The 16328-nt window shown below is 68.8% G+C and carries 7 protein-coding genes; all 7 read right to left on the reverse strand.

Annotation, left to right across the window (positions count from 1 at the left end; translation table 11 throughout):
* Window positions 1–49: 49 nt before the first annotated feature.
* Genes treY through ACO2RJ_RS00400 form a run of 7 tightly spaced genes read right to left on the reverse strand, consistent with a single transcriptional unit; the run spans window position 50 to window position 16183 of the window.
* A complete protein-coding gene (gene treY, locus ACO2RJ_RS00370; protein ID WP_423266025.1) occupies window positions 50–2686 on the reverse strand; it encodes a malto-oligosyltrehalose synthase in 2637 nt (878 codons plus the stop codon).
* Entirely contained in the window at window positions 2683–4764 is a 2082-nt protein-coding gene (gene malQ / locus ACO2RJ_RS00375) for a 4-alpha-glucanotransferase (protein WP_423266026.1), read from the reverse strand. Before malQ ends, treY begins: the two co-directional genes overlap by 4 nt.
* Window positions 4761–6518, reverse strand: coding sequence for a malto-oligosyltrehalose trehalohydrolase (gene treZ / locus ACO2RJ_RS00380; RefSeq protein WP_423266027.1), 1758 nt, complete (start codon window positions 6516–6518; stop codon window positions 4761–4763). The genes malQ and treZ overlap by 4 nt, the downstream gene beginning before the upstream one ends.
* Window positions 6519–6522: 4 nt before the next feature.
* Window positions 6523–8661 (reverse strand): glycogen debranching protein GlgX, encoded by a 2139-nt coding sequence (glgX, locus tag ACO2RJ_RS00385; protein WP_423266028.1) that lies wholly within the window; start codon window positions 8659–8661, stop codon window positions 6523–6525.
* A 24-nt stretch (window positions 8662–8685) separates the two neighbouring features.
* Entirely contained in the window at window positions 8686–10872 is a 2187-nt protein-coding gene (gene glgB / locus ACO2RJ_RS00390) for a 1,4-alpha-glucan branching protein GlgB (RefSeq protein ID WP_423266029.1), read from the reverse strand.
* Window positions 10869–14183 (reverse strand): maltose alpha-D-glucosyltransferase, encoded by a 3315-nt coding sequence (treS, locus tag ACO2RJ_RS00395; protein WP_423266030.1) that lies wholly within the window; start codon window positions 14181–14183, stop codon window positions 10869–10871. The genes glgB and treS overlap by 4 nt, the downstream gene beginning before the upstream one ends.
* Window positions 14183–16183: an alpha-1,4-glucan--maltose-1-phosphate maltosyltransferase gene (locus ACO2RJ_RS00400; RefSeq protein WP_423266031.1), complete on the reverse strand. Its 2001-nt coding sequence runs from the start codon at window positions 16181–16183 to the stop codon at window positions 14183–14185. Before ACO2RJ_RS00400 ends, treS begins: the two co-directional genes overlap by 1 nt.
* Window positions 16184–16328: the final 145 nt, after the last annotated feature.

A 16328-nucleotide genomic window follows, 5' to 3' on the forward strand; every position in this document is an offset into this window, starting at 1 on the left:
CCATTGGACCACGAACTGCGGCAAATGACATACGCATGACGACTTAGGGTTACTCGGGGTCGGCGAGGAAAGCGATCGGCAGCGCGAGCGCTTCTCCCAAGGGCGTCTTGGCCTGGAGGTCGATCGCGCGCTTGGAGAACCGGTCGATCAGGCGTCGTCCCGAGAGGTTCGATGGCGGCGCGATGTGGTCGTCGCGCAACAGAGTGGGCGGCAGCCAGAGGCTGTCGCCGTCGTTCAGCCGCGCGGAGACGTTGCGGAGCGCGACGATCACGACGGATTCGTCGCCGAGCGTGCGGGCGAAGGCCACGACGTCGGAGGCGTTCGGGCCTTCCGCGACCAGCGGCGTGTAGGCGCCTTCCGCAAACAGCCTGGGGCGCTTCGCGCGCTCGGCGAGAACGGCCGCCATCACCGCCTGCTTCACGGCGCCGTCGCGCCAATGCGACGCCGCGTCCGCCACGGTCTCGCCGTCCTTAAGCGCGGCCTGCCTGGCGGCGTAGTCGACGGGCCGCCGGTTGTCGGGGTCGACCAGCGACTGGTCCCAGAACTCGGTGCCCTGATAGCTGTCCGGCACGCCGGGAGCGGTGAGGCGAAGAAGCGTCTGGATGAGCCCGTTCGCGGCCCCCGCGGCGCCGATGCGGCGGGCGAAGGCCGCGACGTCGGCCCGCAGCGCCGACCCGGGCTCGGTCAGAAGCGTCATAAGAAGCGTCCGAGCCGCGGCCTCGTAGGGCTCGTTCGGCGCGCTCCAGTCGGTCGCGAGCTTCGCCTCGCGCAGCGCCTTCTCCTGCCAGCCAGCGACGCGCTCGGCGAAGGCCTTGCAGCCGTCGAGATCGTCCGGCGACAGGTCGAGCGGCCACGCGCCGACCAGCGTCTGGTAGAGGATCGCCTCGTCGCCGGGAGATGGCGCGTTCTCCGCGCGCAGCGGCGCCGCGGCTTCGCGCCAGCGCCGGACGGCGGCCGCCCACTCGTCGGGGATTTCGCTCAGCACCGCGAGCCGGGCGCGCACGTCCTCTCCGCGCTTGTGGTCGTGGGTCGCGGTTGTGAGCATCGCGTTTGGGAAGCGCGCCTGGCGCGCCGCGGTCTTCTTGTGGAAGGTCGCGACGTCGATCGCGAAGGTCGCGACGTCGAAGCCGACGTCGGTGCGCGAGAGCAGCTTGCCGTGGCGGTAGAAGGCGGTGTCCTCCACCGCCTTGGCGGCGACGGGGGCCGAGAGCTGCTGAAAGCGCTGGATCGCGCGATCGCGAAGGGCCTGCTGGTCGGCCGGCCCGACCTCGCCTCCGAGCCAGCCGTCGAGCAGATCGAGCACCGGGGCGTCGGATGGCATGATCGATTGACGCGCCTTGGCGAGCGCGCGGCTGAACAGCGCCTTGTCGGAGTCGGTGCGCCCGCTCCCTCCGGACGCGTAGGTGCGGTAGGCGGGGAAATGCGCGAGCAGCTCGGTCAAAGCGCGCCGGATCGCGGCCTTCGGCGTGTCGCGCGTGTGGTAGTCGAGCCGGGCGAGCGCATGCAGCGCGGTGGTCGCCTGGTCGAGCTGCGCGGAGAAGGAGCGGTCCAGGATCTCCCGCCGCGCGATTTCCTCCTCGGCGTGGAAATCCGCCGGGCGGCCGCTGAGCTCCGCCCACAGAGCGCCAAGTTTCTCTTCGCCGTCAGCGTCATGCAGAAGCTGGCTGACATCGTCCATGAAGTCGTAGCCGCTGGCGCCGTCGACGCCCCAATCGGCGGCGAGCTCTTCGCCGGGGCCCAGAATCTTTTCGACGACGAGATAAGCTTTCTGCGTCGCAAGCCCTCCGGGGCGTTCGGGCTGAAGGCGATCGAGATGTTCGCGCAGCCGGCGGGCGTAGAGCGCGGGGTCGGCGAGACCGTCGATGTGATCGACGCGGAACCCATCGATCAGCCCTTCGGCGTAGAGACCGAGCAGCTTCTCGTGGGTCGCCTCGAACACGGCGATGTCGCCGATCCTGAGCCCCGCGAGCTCGTTGACGTCGAAGAAGCGCCGCCAGTTGATCTCGTCGCCGGCGACCATCCAGTGCGCCAGCCGCCAGTTCTGCTTCTCCAGCAGCTCGTGGAGCCTGGCGCGACCGTCCTCCGTCGTCCCGTCATAGGCGTCGACGCCGACCTCCTCAATCGCCTGCCGGTCCATGGGGCGGAGAGGAAACAGATGGTCGGCGTAGCGCAGCGCGAGCCCGCCGCGCTTGCCTTCCCGGGTGAGCTTGAGATCGCCAGAGGCCAGCGCCTCGCCATAGCTCATGCCGAGCGTCGGCAGCAGGATCTTGCCGTGAAGCGCGGGGTCCGCCGGCTCCCAGTCGATGTCGAAGAAATGCGCGAAGCGGCTGCCCCGGCCGTAGGTCAGGACGTCGAGCCACCATTCATTGTCGTCGCCGCCGACCGCCATGTGGTTCGGCACGATGTCGACCACGACGCCGAGCCCCTCCGCCCGGAGCGTCGCGACCAGCGCGCGGAATCCCTCCTCGCCGCCGAGCTCGGGATTCACCGTGGTCGGGTCGATGACGTCGTAACCGTGGTTGGACCCCGCGCGCGCCGTCAGGATCGGCGAGGAATAGAGATGGCTGATCCCGAGGCGCTTCAGATAGGGGACGAGCGGAATCGCGGAGGCGAACGGAAAGTCCTTGTGAAATTGCAGGCGCATCGTGGCGCGCGGCGGGGCGGCGATCGCAGGCGCTTGCGTCACGCGTTTCGTCTCCTGTCGAGGCTTGCAAGGCGGGCGGCGGCGGCCGGCTCCGCGATCATCTCATGCGCGGGGCGCGGCATGCGACGCCGCCAGTTCGGATGGACGTCGTCGCCGGTGCCCGGGAGGTTCGGCTGTTCGACGAGCGCCAGCGCGTCCTCGAGCGGCAGAAGCGCGAGCTTCGAGGGCGTCGCGCTCAGAAACCGCACGGCGGCGTTCACGGCGGGCTCGGGGTCGTCCAGCGGCGGCGGATCGCCCTCAGCGACCTTCGCCAGCCGGAACGCCTCCCAGAGATCGACGCGCTCCTGCGCGCGATCGTCGTCGGCGGTCTCGCCGAACTGCTCGCCGGCGATCCGGCCACGCAGTTCGATGTCGCTGCCGGACCACCAGCCGGCCATGGTCGGAAGGTCGTGGGTGGTCGTCATGGCGAGCGCGTCGGGCGCATAATACTCAGGGGGGAAGAAGCGGTCCTTGTCGCGCTCGAACTGCAGCACGCGCATGCCGGCGATCCCGGCCGAGGCGAGGCGCTCGCGGAACCCGTCCGGCACCGTGCCCAGGTCCTCGCCGACGACGACGCAGGCGTTGCGTTCGGATTCGAGCGCGATCAGCCGCAGCATGTCGTCTGCGGGGAAGCTCAGATAGGCGCCGTTCTTGGCGCTGCCGCCTTCCGGCACCAGCCACAGCCGCGTCAGACCCATCGCGTGGTCGATCCGCACGCCGCCGGCGTTCTTCATGCAGGCGCGCAGCGTGGCGATGAAGGAGCCGTAGCCGCGCCGCTTGAGGGCGATCGGCGAGAAGGTCGCAAGCCCCCACGCCTGGCCCTCGGCGTTGAACAGGTCCGGCGGCGCGCCGACGGAGAGGCCGACCAGCACGTCCTCCTGCCGGCTCCAGGCGTGGCTGCCGCCGGCGTCCATGCCCACCGCGAGGTCGGAGATCAGGCCGATCTCCATGCCGGCGCGCTTCGCGACCGACTGGGCCGCGGCGAAGGAGCGGTCCGCGATCCATTGCAGGAAGACGTGAAAATCGACCTCTTCGGCGTGGCTCGCGGCGAATGCGGCGACCTCGGCCCCGTTCGGGTCGCGGAGCGGCTCGGGCCAGCTCCGCCAATCCCACTGGCCCATGTCGGCGCCGAAGCGGGCCGCGTGCAGCGCCTCGAAGCGCGCGTGCTCCTCGAGCAGCTGGCCGCCTTCGTCGCGAAAGGCCGCGAAGTCCGACGCCAGACGGCAGGGCTCGGCCTCTCCGAGCTCGACCTCGCGGAAACTGTCGAACAGCCGCCGCAGCGTCACGAGCTTCGCCTTCGCCGCTTCCGGCCAGTCGATCAACGCGTCGCGCTCGAGCCGCGCCCGGTCGTCGGCCACGCCTGCGACCCTCATGGCCTCCAGCACCCGCTCCTCTCCGAACAGGAAGTCGGGATCGGCGTTGAGCGGGTTCAGGAACAGCCGGCTCGAGGGCGAATAAGGCCCGAAGTGATGGGGGTCGGCAGAAAAGCCGGCATGGAGAGGGGACAGCGCGAGCGCGTCGCCTCCGGCGCGCGCGACCGCCTCGGCGAGCTGCGCGACGCTTCCCATGTCGCCGACGCCTCCGTCGCCTTGGCGGGTGAGACCGTAGACCTGGGCGGCGAGCCCCCACATCCTTCGGCCGCGCCCGGCGTCGAGGATCGTGCGCCCGCGCTGCGGCGCGACCGCCACCGTGAACTCCGCGTCTCCTACGGCGAGACGGTGGTAGCCGGGTTCGAGGATCGGCCGCATCTGGCCGCGACCGTCATGGCCTTCGCCGATCGTGAGATCGAACGCCGCGCCGTCCTCGCGCGTCAGCCGCGCGGCGGCGCCCGGCTTGGCGTCGACGGCGAACGGCGTGCGCACCGTCGCCGTCACGAGCGGATCCGTCGTGCGGCCGCTCGCGTCGAGGCTCTTCAACGCCTCCCGCGCCGCGTCCTCGCTGTCGCATGGGAAGCCGAGCGCCGAGAGCAGCGGCCGCAGCGTCTCCGGCGTCACCGTCTGGCGCGCGCCGGACTGATCGGTCCAGTCGACGGCGAATCCCGCCTTGGTCGCGAGCTCACGGACGAGTTCGTCGTGGCTCACGCGGCGCGCTCCATCAGCGCGACGACCGTGAAGCCCGGAAGCTCTCCGGCGCGCGCGGCGTCCGCCGCGCCGGGCGTAGTCTCGAACAGAACGGGCCCGGCAAGCGCGTCTGCGAGAGGCGTCGGCTGCTCCGCGAGATTGACGGCGAGCGTCAGCATCGCTCCGTCGCCCATCCGCCAGCGCGCGATCGCGGCCTTGGGACCGACCGGCTCGGCGCCGAGGGAGCTCGCGCCCGGGATGCGGGGCGCGATCTCCGCCGCTCGGATGGCCAGCAGCCGGCGGATCAGCGCGGTCCGTCCCTCGGCGCGCGTCGGATGCGGCTCGGGGATCGACATGTCGAAGGTCGCGGGATCGTTGGGGTCTGGAATCTCCGCGCCGGCGAAGGCCGCGAATTTGGCGAACTCCTTGCGCCGCCCGTCGCGCACCGCCTGCGCGAGTTCGTCATTGTGGTCGGTGAAGAACAGGAACGGCGTCTCGCTCGCGACCTCCTCGCCCATGAACAGCATCGGGATGTGCGGGCAGAGCAGCAGCGCCGCGGTCGCGGCCTCCACGCCTTCGGGCGGCGCAAGCGTCGTCAGCCGGTCGCCAAAGGCCCGGTTGCCGATCTGGTCGTGGTTCTGGATGAAGCTGACGAAGGCGGTCGGGGGGAGATGGGCCGAGGGGGTGCCGCGCGGCTTGCCGTCCTGATGCGGGGACGGATCGCCCTGATAGACGAAACCCTCGCTGAGAGCGCGGGCGAGCTTGCCCGCGAGATCGTCGGCGAAGTCCTCGTAATAGCCTTCCTTCTCGCTCGTCAGAGCGACGTGAAACACGTGGTGGAAGTCGTCGTTCCACTGCGCGTCGACGTCCTTGGCGAGGTGGCTCTGCTCGTTGAACTCGTTTTCGAGGATCAGATGGCGCTGGAAGCCCTCTTCCTCCGCGGCGCGGATCTGGGCGGCCATGTCGTCGATGAAGTCCTGCTCGGAGATCGCGTGCACGGCGTCGAAGCGCAGGCCGTCGAAGCGGTACTCCATCAGCCAGTAGAGCGCGTTCTCGGCGAAGAACGACCGCACCTCTGGCAGGCGGAAATCGATCGCGCCGCCCCAGGGCGTCTCCAGATCGTCGCGGAAGGCCTTCGGCGCATAGGCCCCGATGTAGTTTCCGTCCGGCCCGAAGTGGTTGTAGACGACGTCGAGGAGCATCATCAGCCCGAGCTCGTGCGCCCGGTCGATCAGCGCCTTGAGCTCGTCCGGCGTGCCATAGGCGGCGTCGGGGGCGTAGGGCAGCACGCCGTCATAGCCCCAGTTCCGGGCGCCGGGAAAATCGGCGATCGGCATCAGTTCAACCGCGGTGATCCCGAGCTCGGCCAGCAGCGGCAGCGCCTGCATGACGCCCTTGAAGCCGCCGAAGCAACCGGCGTGCAGCTCGTAGACGACCGCCTCATGCCAGGGGCGCCCCTTCCAGTCCGCCGTCCGCCATTGATAGGCCTTCGGGTCGACCAGCACGCTCCAGCCGTGGATGTCCCCGTCCTGAAAGCGGGAGGCGGGGTCGGGCACCGTGAGCCCGTCCGGCAGATGGAAGCGATAGCGCGCTCCGGCCTCCGCCTCCACGGTCGCCGAGAACCAGCCGTCGGCGCCGCGCGCCATCTTGACGGGATCGCGGTCGCGGATCTCGAGCCGCACCTCGGGATGAGCCGGCGCCCAGAAGCGGAAGCTGACGCGGGTCTGGTCGAGCGTCGCGCCGAAGGGCAGCCGGCGTTCGAAGGATGCGGTCAAGCGGTCAGGCTCCTGACAGGTTCGATGGCGAGGGCGAAGGCGAAGGCGCGCGCGGCGCGGGATAAAGCGACATCGTCAGCGCAGCCCCGCGCGCCGCGATCCGAACGACGTCGCCGTCGATCGGCCGTTCCGGGGCGTCCGGGTCGGCGCTGTCGATCAGCAGCCGCGTCGGCAGAGCCGGCGGCGGCAGCTTGAACATGCGGTCTTCGGCTGTGGGATTGAGCATCAACGTCAGGATCGGGACCGCGCCGTCGTCCCGCTTTGCGGCGCGTCGCAGCGTTAACGTCCGCTCGCCCGGGTCGTTCCAGGCGGACGCGCTGATCGGCCGGCCGCGTTCGTCGAACCATGCGATGTCCAGCACGCCCGGCGCCGGCTGCTCGCGGCCATGGAGGAAGTGCTTGCAGCGCAGGACGGGATGCGCCGCGCGTAGCGCGATCAGCCGGGCGACGAAGGCGGTCAGCGCCGCTCCCTCGCCCGTCGCCGCAAGACTCCAGTCGATCCAAGAGATGTGGTTGTCCTGCGCGTAGGCGTTGTTGTTCCCGTTCTGGGTGCGGCCGAACTCGTCGCCGGCGAGCAGCATCGGCGTCCCCTGCGCGAAGAACACCGTGGCGAGGAGCGCGCGCGCGACGCGACGGCGGGTCTCGATGATCGCCGGATCGTCGCTGGGGCCCTCTACGCCCCAGTTCGACGTGTAGTTCTCGCCATGGCCGTCGCGATTGTCCTCGCCATTGGCGAGGTTGTGGCGCTGCACATAGGCCGTGACGTCGGCCAGCGTGAAGCCGTCGTGGGATGCGGCGTAGTTCACCGACGCCCAGGGCTTGCGGGATCGCCGGTCGAACAGGTCGGACGAGCCGGCGAGACGGGCGGCAAGTTCCGGCCGCTGGCCTTCGTCGCCCCGCCAGAACCGCCTTATGCTGTCGCGGAACCTGTCGTTCCACTCGGCGAATCCAGGCGGATGATGGCCGAGCTGGTAGCCTCCCGGGCCGATGTCCCAGGGCTCCGCGATCAGTTTCACCCGGGATAGCGTCGGGTCTTGCCGCAACGCGTCGAAGAAGCCGGAGCCGGGATCGAAGCCGTCCGCCTCGCGCCCGAGCGTGACGGAGAGGTCGAAGCGGAAGCCGTCGACGTGATAGGCCTCGACCCAGTAGCGCAGGGAGTCCATGACCATCTGCAGCACCCGCGGATGCGACAGGTTGAGCGTGTTGCCGGTGCCCGTGTCGTTGACGCACAGCCGCCAATCGTTCTGCTGCAGGCGGTAGTAGCTGACATTGTCGAGGCCGCGGAACGAGAGCGTCGGGCCCTCTTCGCTGCCTTCGGCGGTGTGGTTGTAGACGACGTCGAGAATGACCTCGATCCCGGCCGCGTGCAGCCTGCGGATCGCCACCTTCACCTCGTTGAGCGAACCGTCGGAGAGGTAGCGCGGCTCCGGCGCGAAGAAGCCGAGCGTGTTGTAGCCCCAGTAGTTTCTCAAGCCCTTCTCGACCAGCACGCGGTCCTGCACGAAGGCGTGGATTGGCAGGAGCTCCACGGCGGTGACGCCGAGGCGCTTGTAGTGGGCGATCATCGGCGGGCTCGCCAGCGCCGCGAAGGTGCCGCGCTCATGGGCGCGGATGTCGTCGCGCAGCATCGTCAGCCCGCGCAGATGCGCCTCATAGATGACCGTTTTGGGCCAGGGCACGTTCGGCGGCCGGTCGTCGCCCCAGTTGAAGGCGTCGTCGACCACCACGCCTTTCGGCATCCCGGGAGCGCTGTCGCGCCGGTCGAAGGAGAGGTCGCCGCGCGGCGAGTGCAGGCGGTAGCCGTGGAGCGCGTCCGACCAGCGCACCTCGCCCGAGATCTGCTTGGCGTAAGGGTCGAGCAGCAGCTTGTTCGGGTTGAAGCGCTGGCCGTGCTGCGGATCGTAGGGTCCGTGGGCGCGGAAGCCGTAGAGCAGGCCGGCGCGCGCGCCCGGCAGATAGCCGTGGAACACCTCGTCGGTCTTCTCCGGCAGCGGCATCCGCGCGATCTCGCGGCGCCCGGAGGGATCGAACAGGCAGAGATCGATCTGCTCGGCGTGGGCGGAGAACACCGCGAAGTTCACGCCGAGCCCGTCCCAGGTCGCGCCCAGCGGGTAGGGAGCGCCCTCCTCGAGCGGCCCGCTCATGCGAGCCGCCGCGCCGACGCCGCCTTATCCCGCCCGCAGAGCCACCAGCCCAAGCGGCGGCAGCGTGAGGTCGAGCGACTGCGCCTCGCCGTGACTTTCCGTTTCACCGGCGGCCAAGCCGCCGCCGTTCCCGACGTTCGAACCCCCATAGATCCCCGCATCCGTGTTGACGATCTCCGTCCAGTGCCCCCCGAGGGGCACGCCGATGCGATATCCGTGCCGCGGCACCGGCGTCATGTTCGCGACCACCAGAACGGGCGCGTCGCCATCTTCGCCGATCCTCAGGAAAGCGAACACCGAATTGACGCGGTCGTCGCCGATCACCCAGCGGAAGCCGGACGGCTCCGCGTCCCGGCGGTGCAGGGCGGGCTCCGAAGCATAGATGCGGTTGAGGTCCCGGATCATGCGCTGCACGCCGGCATGTCCGGGATCGTCGAGCGCCGCCCAGTCAAGCTGACCGTCGTGGTTCCACTCCGCGGCCTGCGCGATCTCGCAGCCCATGAACAGCAGCTTCTTGCCGGGATGGGTCCACATCAGCCCGAACAGCGCGCGCAGATTTGCGAGCTTCTGCCACTGGTCGCCCGGCATCTTGCCGAGCAGCGAGCCCTTACCGTGCACGACCTCGTCATGGCTGAGCGGCAGCACGAACTTTTCCGAGAAGGCGTAGACCAGCCCGAAGGTTATGCCGTCATGGTTGTAGGCCCGGTAGACCGGGTCCTGCTCCATGTAGTGCAGCGTGTCGTGCATCCAGCCCATGTTCCACTTGTAGTGGAAGCCGAGGCCGTTCTCGGAGGTCGGTCGCGTCACGCCCGGCCACGCCGTCGATTCCTCGGCGATGGTGATCGCGCCCGGCGAACGCTCGCGCACCACGGCGTTGAAGTGCTGCAGGAAGCCGACCGCCTCGAGGTTCTCGCGGCCGCCCAGATGGTTCGGCACCCACTCGCCCTCCTTCCGCGAGTAGTCGCGGTAGAGCATCGAGGCGACGGCGTCGACGCGCAGGCCGTCGACATGGAACTGCTCGAGCCAGTGCAGTCCGCTCGCGATCAGGAAATTCTGCACCTCGCGCCGGCCGAAATTGTAGATCGCGGTGTTCCAGTCGATGTGGAAGCCTTCCCGCGGATCGGCGTGCTCGTAGAGCGCGGTGCCGTCGAAGCGATAGAGCCCGTGGCTGTCGGTCGGGAAGTGCGCCGGCACCCAGTCGACCACGACCCCGACGCCCGCCGCATGGGCCGCGTCGACGAAGCGGGCGAAATCCTCCGGGGCGCCGTAGCGGCCGGTCGGCGCGAACAGGCCGAGCGGCTGGTAGCCCCAGGAGCCGCCGAACGGATACTCCGAGACCGGCAGAAGCTCGATATGCGTGAAGCCCATTCCCGAGACGTAGGGGACGAGCTTCTCGATCGCGAAGCTCCAGTCGACCTCGCGTCCCTCCGGCTTGAGCCAGGAGCTGAGGTGAACCTCATAGAAGGACAGCGGCTTGTCCGGCGACTGAGCGGCTTGCCTCGCCGCCATCCACGCGTCGTCGGTCCAGCGATAGGGCTCGGGCGAGGCGACGATGGAGCCCGTCGCGGGCGCTTTCTCGGCGGCGCGGGCCACCGGGTCGGCCTTGTCGGGCAGCCGCGAGCCGTCCGGGCCGATCAGCGCGAATTTGTAGCGCTCGCCGGGACCGATCCGCGGGATGAAGATCTCCCACACCCCTGCGGGCTGGCGCAGCCGCATCGGGTGGCGCCGCGCGTCCCAGGCGTTGAAGTCGCCGATCACGGCCACCCGTCGGGCGTTCGGCGCCCACACCGCGAAACGCACGCCGGTCACGCCGCCGACGGTCACGACATTGGCGCCAAGCGCCGAGGCCAGCTCGAAATGACGGCTCTCGCCAAGGAGATGGAGGTCGAGATCGCCGAGCAGCAGGCCGAAGGAGTAGGGGTCTTCGATCTCCTGCGTCGCGTCCGGCCAGGTGATGCGCAGGAGATAGGGGTCGACGCCCTTCGCGGGCCCTTCGAAGACGCCCGTCCCGTCGATCTCGGTCAGAGTGGCGATCCGCTCGCCGCCGTCGCGCGCGATCGCCTCGACGGCCTGCGCCCCCGGCAGCACCGCGCGGATGAACAGGCCTTCGCCGTCGTCGCGGCGACCAAGGACGGAAAAGGGGTCGCTGTGGACTCCGTGGGCGAGGGCGTCGAGCGTCGCGCGGTCGAGCGTGGTCTGGGCGGTCGTCATGACTGGCCTCCTTCATCCGGGGCCAGCCGGGCGGCGAGCGCGTGCAGGCCTCCGAGCGGCACGTCGATCCAGGCCGGCCGGTTGGCCGCCTCGTAAGCGATTTCGTAGGCCGCCTTCTCGATCAGGAACATGTCGAGCAGGTCCTCCGAAAGGGCGCCGCCTGCGGCCTCCACGCTGGTGCGGTAGGCGCTCAGGAACGCCTCGGCCGCGTCGGCGCGGAACCGTTCGAGGAAATCCTCGCGGCGCTTGCCTGAAACGTGCGAGGAGGCCTGCTCGTTGCGTCCGACCATGGCCGCAGCATAGTCGAACGAGCGGAGCACCCCGGCGACGTCGCGAAGCGGGCTCGCCTTTGCGCGTCGCTCCTCGAGCGGCCGGGCCGGCTCCCCCTCGAAGTCGATGAACACGGCGTCGCCGCCCGCGACCAGGATCTGCCCGAGATGCAGGTCGCCATGGATGCGCGTCATCGGCGAACCGATCCCGGAGTCGGCGAGCCGGCCGATCGCCGCCTGAAGCTGGTCGCGTCGCGCGATCAGCGACTGGGCCTGTCCGGCCTGGCGGTCGGCGTCCCATGTCTTGCTCTGCAGCGAATGGATCGCTCCGTCGAGCAGCGACAGAGCGCGCTTCTTCCAGGCCTCGACGTCCCGGGTCGCGGCGGGCGCCGGCGCGAAGCCGGGGTCGTCGCTCGGACGGGCGAGCACGGCGTGGAGCTCGCCGAGCCGTGTTCCCAGCACGCCGGCGAAGCTGACGAACTCGTCGAAGCGATACTGTTCGCTCATGTCGCCGCCGCCGCGGGCGCCGAAATCGTCAAGCGCCCGGGTCAGATGGTCGAGCGTCCAGCCCCAGGCGTCGCCCTGATTGCGGATGAACCCCTGGATGATGCCGAGCGTGGCGCGTTCGCCGTCGGCCGAGACGCGCACCATCTCGCCGAGGAAGGGCGCGGCGTTGCCGTAGCCCTGTCCGGTGAGGTGACGACCCATCTCCGCCTCGGGATGCGCGCCCGGGGCGATCTTGCGCAGAAGCTTGATCATCATCAGGTCGCCGGCGATCAGCGAGGAGTTCGACTGCTCCGCCGACAGCCAGACGATCTCGGCGCCCTCCGGCAGCGCAGGCACCTCGACCCCCTCGGCCGGCTCGAACTGGATCCACCCGCCGTTCCCGCTCGGCAGCTTCGCGGCCGCCTTGAGCGAGTGCGCGATGGCGAACGCGAAGCTCGGGATCGCGAAGGCGTCGGTCAGCAGCTGGACCTCGCGGCCCTTGCGGACGCGGGCGAGCGCAAGGCGGCTCGCAAGTCCGGTCAGCGCTTCGTCCTCGGAGACGACCGCAAGCGGGAGGAGCCAGCGCGTCGGCTCGACTCCGCCGGTGACCTCGACCTCGATCAGGCCGATGTCCTGCGCGCCGCCGGGCAGGCGGGACATCGCCTTGATGCGCGGCACGATGTTCTTCTGATCCTTGCCGGAGAACCACCGCCGCTTGGCGAGGTAGTTGGGCAGGACCGCCGCTTCGAGCGTCTTGCGGGCCTCCGTCTGCATCGCGTCGTCGACGCCTGCGCGAAGGACGAGCGTTTCGTAATCGGCCATGGGCTCCGGGGCAGGGACGTGCCAAGCCGGCGCCGCCTGCTCGGTCGCCAGGGTGAACCAGTAGAATCCGTAAGGCGGGAGGGTCAGCAGATAAGGCAGCTGGCCGATCGGGGGGAACAGCGAGCCGGCGGTCAGCTCGACGGGCACGCGCCCCTGGAACTCCGAGAGCAGCAGCTCCACCGCCTGAGGGCTGCGGCCCATATTGGCGACGCACAGGATCGTGTCGCCGTCATATTCGCGGAGATAGGCGAGCACCCGCCGGTTCTGCGGGAACAGGAAGCGCTGCGTCCCTCGCCCGAAGGCGGGATGCTGGCGGCGCGTCGCCAGCATGCGGCGCTGCCAGTTGAGCAGGGAATGCGGGTCGCGCCCCTGCGCCTCGACGTTGATGGCGTAATAGCCGTAGAGCGGATCCATGATCGGCGGCAGCACGAGCGACGCGAAATCGGCCCGCGAAAAGCCGCCGTTCCGGTCGATCGACCACTGCATCGGCGTGCGCACGCCGTCGCGGTCGCCGAGATGGATGTTGTCGCCCATGCCGATCTCGTCGCCGTAATAGATCACCGGCGTCCCGGGCATGGTGAGCAGCAGGAAGTTCATCAGCTCGATGCGGCGGCGGTCGCGCTCCATGAGCGGGGCGAGGCGGCGCCGGATGCCGAGATTGATGCGCGCCCGCTTGTCGGTCGCGTAGGTCGACCAGAGGTAGTCACGCTCCTTGTCGGTCACCATCTCGAGCGTGAGCTCGTCATGGTTGCGCAGGAAGATCGCCCATTGGCAGTTTTCGGGGATCTCGGGCGTCTGCCGCATGATGTCGGTGATCGGGAAGCGATCCTCGCGCGCGATCGCCATGTACATCCGCGGCATCAGCGGGAAGTTGAACGCCATGTGGCATTCGTCGCCGTCGCCGAAATAGTCCTTGGTGTCCTCCGGCCACATATTGGCTTCCGCCAGCAGCATGCGGTCCGGATAGGTCCGGTCCAGTTCGGCGCGGATTTTCTTCAGGATCTCGTGCGTCTCGGGAAGGTTCTCGTTCGAGGTCCCGTCGCGCTCGATCAGATAGGGCACGGCGTCGAGGCGCAGCCCGTCGATGCCGAGATCGAGCCAGAACTTCATCACCTTGAAGACGGCCTTCAGCACCTGCGGGTTGTCGAAGTTGAGGTCCGGCTGGTGGCTGTAGAAGCGATGCCAAAAATAGGCGCCAGCGACCGGGTCCCAGGTCCAGTTCGACCGCTCGGTGTCGAGGAAGATGATCCGGGTGCCGGAATACAGCTGATCGTTGTCCGACCAGACGTAGAAGTTTCGGTGCGCCGAACCGGGCTTCGCGGTCCGCGCCCGCTGGAACCACGGGTGCTGGTCCGAGGTGTGGTTGATGACCAGCTCGGAAATCACCTTGAGGCCGCGCCTATGGGCCTCCGCGATGAAGCGCTTGACGTCCGCGAGCGTGCCGTAGTCCGGCGACACGCCGGTGTATTCGGAGATGTCGTAGCCGTCGTCCAGCCGCGGCGAGGGATAGAACGGCAGCAGCCAGATCACGTTGACGCCGAGGTCGGCGATGTAGTCGAGCTTCGAGATCAGGCCGGGGAAGTCGCCGATGCCGTCGTCGTTCGAGTCCATGAACGACTTGACGTGCAGTTGGTAGATGATCGCGTCCTTGTACCACTCCGGGTCCATGCCGTCCTTGGCGACGAGCGTGCCCTGCGGCTTCGCGAGATCGGCATGTGCGAGAGGCGCGTTCATCAAGCGGAGGCTCCTGCGGAAGGGGTGAGCCGCCAGATATGAAACGGCAGTTCGTGCGGGTTGAGATAGATCGCGTGGCTCTTGCCGGTCAGCGTGAAGCTGTTGCCGCGCATCAGGTCGGTGACGGCCACCGTGCCGTCGTCGGGGAGGCCGAACTCCCAGAGCGGAAGCTCGTAGCCGGCGCTTCGCTCGGAATGCGGATCGAGCGTCACGAAGCAGAAGATCATGTCGGCGAGCCCGGAGCCGTCGTCCCGGAGCCTGGGCTTGCCGTAGCAGAGAATGTTGTCGTCAAAGCAGTTGTAGAAACGGACGCCGAGATGGGTCTGCAGCGCCGGGTTTTCGCGGCGGATGCGGTTCAGCCGGGTGATCTCGGCTATGATGTTGCCCGGCTGGTTCCAGTTGCGGATGCGGATCTCGTATTTCTCGCTGTCGAGATACTCCTCCTTGCCGGGCAGGGGCGCGGATTCGCAGATCTCGTAGCCGTTATACATGCCCCAGAGCCCGGACAGGGTCGTCGCGAGCGCCGCGCGGATCAGGAAGCCCGGCCGGCCCGACGTCTGCAGGAAGAACGGGTTGATGTCGGGCGTGTTAACGAAGAAATTCGGCCGGAAGAAGTCCTTGGGCGCGGTGGTGGTGAGCTCCGTCAGGTACTCCGCGATCTCCGCCTTATGGTTGCGCCACGTGAAATACGTGTAGGATTGCGAGTAGCCGACCTTGGCGAGGCGATACATCACCTTCGGGCGCGTGAACGCCTCGGAGAGGAACATCGCCTCGGGATGCCGCCCCCGGATGTCGCCGATCATCCATTCCCAGAACGGCAGCGATTTGGTGTGCGGGTTGTCGACCCGGAAGATCGAGACGCCCTGGTCGATCCAGAACTGAACGACGTCCCTCAGCGCCACCCACAGGCCTGGGATCGCGTCCGGCCCGTAGAAGTCGACATTGACGATGTCCTGATACTTCTTCGGCGGGTTCTCGGCGTATTTCATCGAGCCGTCCGGCCGCCATTTGAACCAGCCGGGATGCTCCTTCAGCCAGGGGTGATCCGGCGAGCACTGGATCGCGAAGTCGAGCGCGAGTTCGAGATCGTGCTCCTTCGCCGCCTGCACCAGCGCCTGGAAATCCTCGAGCGTGCCGAGCGCCTGGTGAAGCGCGTCGTGGCCGCCGTCGTCCGCGCCGATCGCGTAAGGCGATCCGACATCCTCCGGCCCAGGCGTCAGGGTGTTGTTGGGACCCTTGCGGTTGGTCGTCCCGATCGGATGAATCGGCGGGAAATAGAGGACGTCGAATCCCATGTCGCGAATCTGCGGCAGGCGCTTGATCACGTCGCGGAACGTGCCGTGCCGCGTCGGATCGCCGCTCTCCGAGCGCGGAAACAGCTCGTACCAGCTCGCGAATTCCGCGAGGACCCGCTCGACGTCGAGCGGATAGGCCTGGGTCTGGGTGGCGAAGGCCTTGGGATCCGCGGCGGCCGCGGCCTTCAGCGTGTCCGGCGACAGCAGCGTCTCGACGCGCGTCTTCGTGTCCTCCGCCCGAGCGGCGAGCACGATGTCGGCGAGCGCGCGCGCGGCGTCGGCGGGGGCGTTCGACGCCGCCTCCTCGAGCAGCAGCAACCCCTCGTCGGTCTCCAGCGCGACGTCGAGGCCGGCGGCGCGCTTCTTGCCGAGATCGCGCCGGAAGGTGCCGAAATCGTCCCACCAGGCTTCGATCGCGAATTCGTGGCGGCCGATGACGTCCGGCGTGAATTCGCCCGACCAGCGGTCGTTGACGAGGTAGCGCATCGGCGCGCGGCGCCAGCCGGTCTCTCCGGGACCCCGCCAGACGATGTCGGCCTTCAGCACCTCGTGGCCGTCCGCGAAGACGTCCGCTTCGACGGCGACGACGCGGCCGACGATCGTTTTGACGGGAAAGCGGCCCCCGTCGACCGTGGGCGCGACGGCCTCGATCGCGATCCGCGGGAGCCGCGCGGCCTCCGCGGCGTCGAGGGGGGGGTGGCTCATGCGGTTCTCGGGATTCGACGTATAGGGCGTCATAAGGCTCTTTGCTCGACCCTCGGCAGGGCGCTCGGCGGGAGGCGTTCGACTTTCGGAACTCGACACATCGGTCAAAGGTTCTTCTGGACAACCCCTCACCTGGCGAAGAGAC

Source organism: Hansschlegelia sp. KR7-227 (assembly GCF_049446035.1).
GTDB lineage: Bacteria > Pseudomonadota > Alphaproteobacteria > Rhizobiales > Methylopilaceae > Methylopila.

Bases quoted from the DNA above. Each gene is read 5' to 3' on its own strand.
- treS (WP_423266030.1), bottom strand. From the start codon at position 14,183: ATGAACGCGCCTCTCGCACATGCCGATCTCGCGAAGCCGCAGGGCACG.
- glgX (WP_423266028.1), bottom strand. From the start codon at position 8,661: ATGAGCGGGCCGCTCGAGGAGGGCGCTCCCTACCCGCTGGGCGCGACC.
- glgB (WP_423266029.1), bottom strand. From the start codon at position 10,872: ATGACGACCGCCCAGACCACGCTCGACCGCGCGACGCTCGACGCCCTC.
- ACO2RJ_RS00400 (WP_423266031.1), bottom strand. From the start codon at position 16,183: ATGAGCCACCCCCCCCTCGACGCCGCGGAGGCCGCGCGGCTCCCGCGG.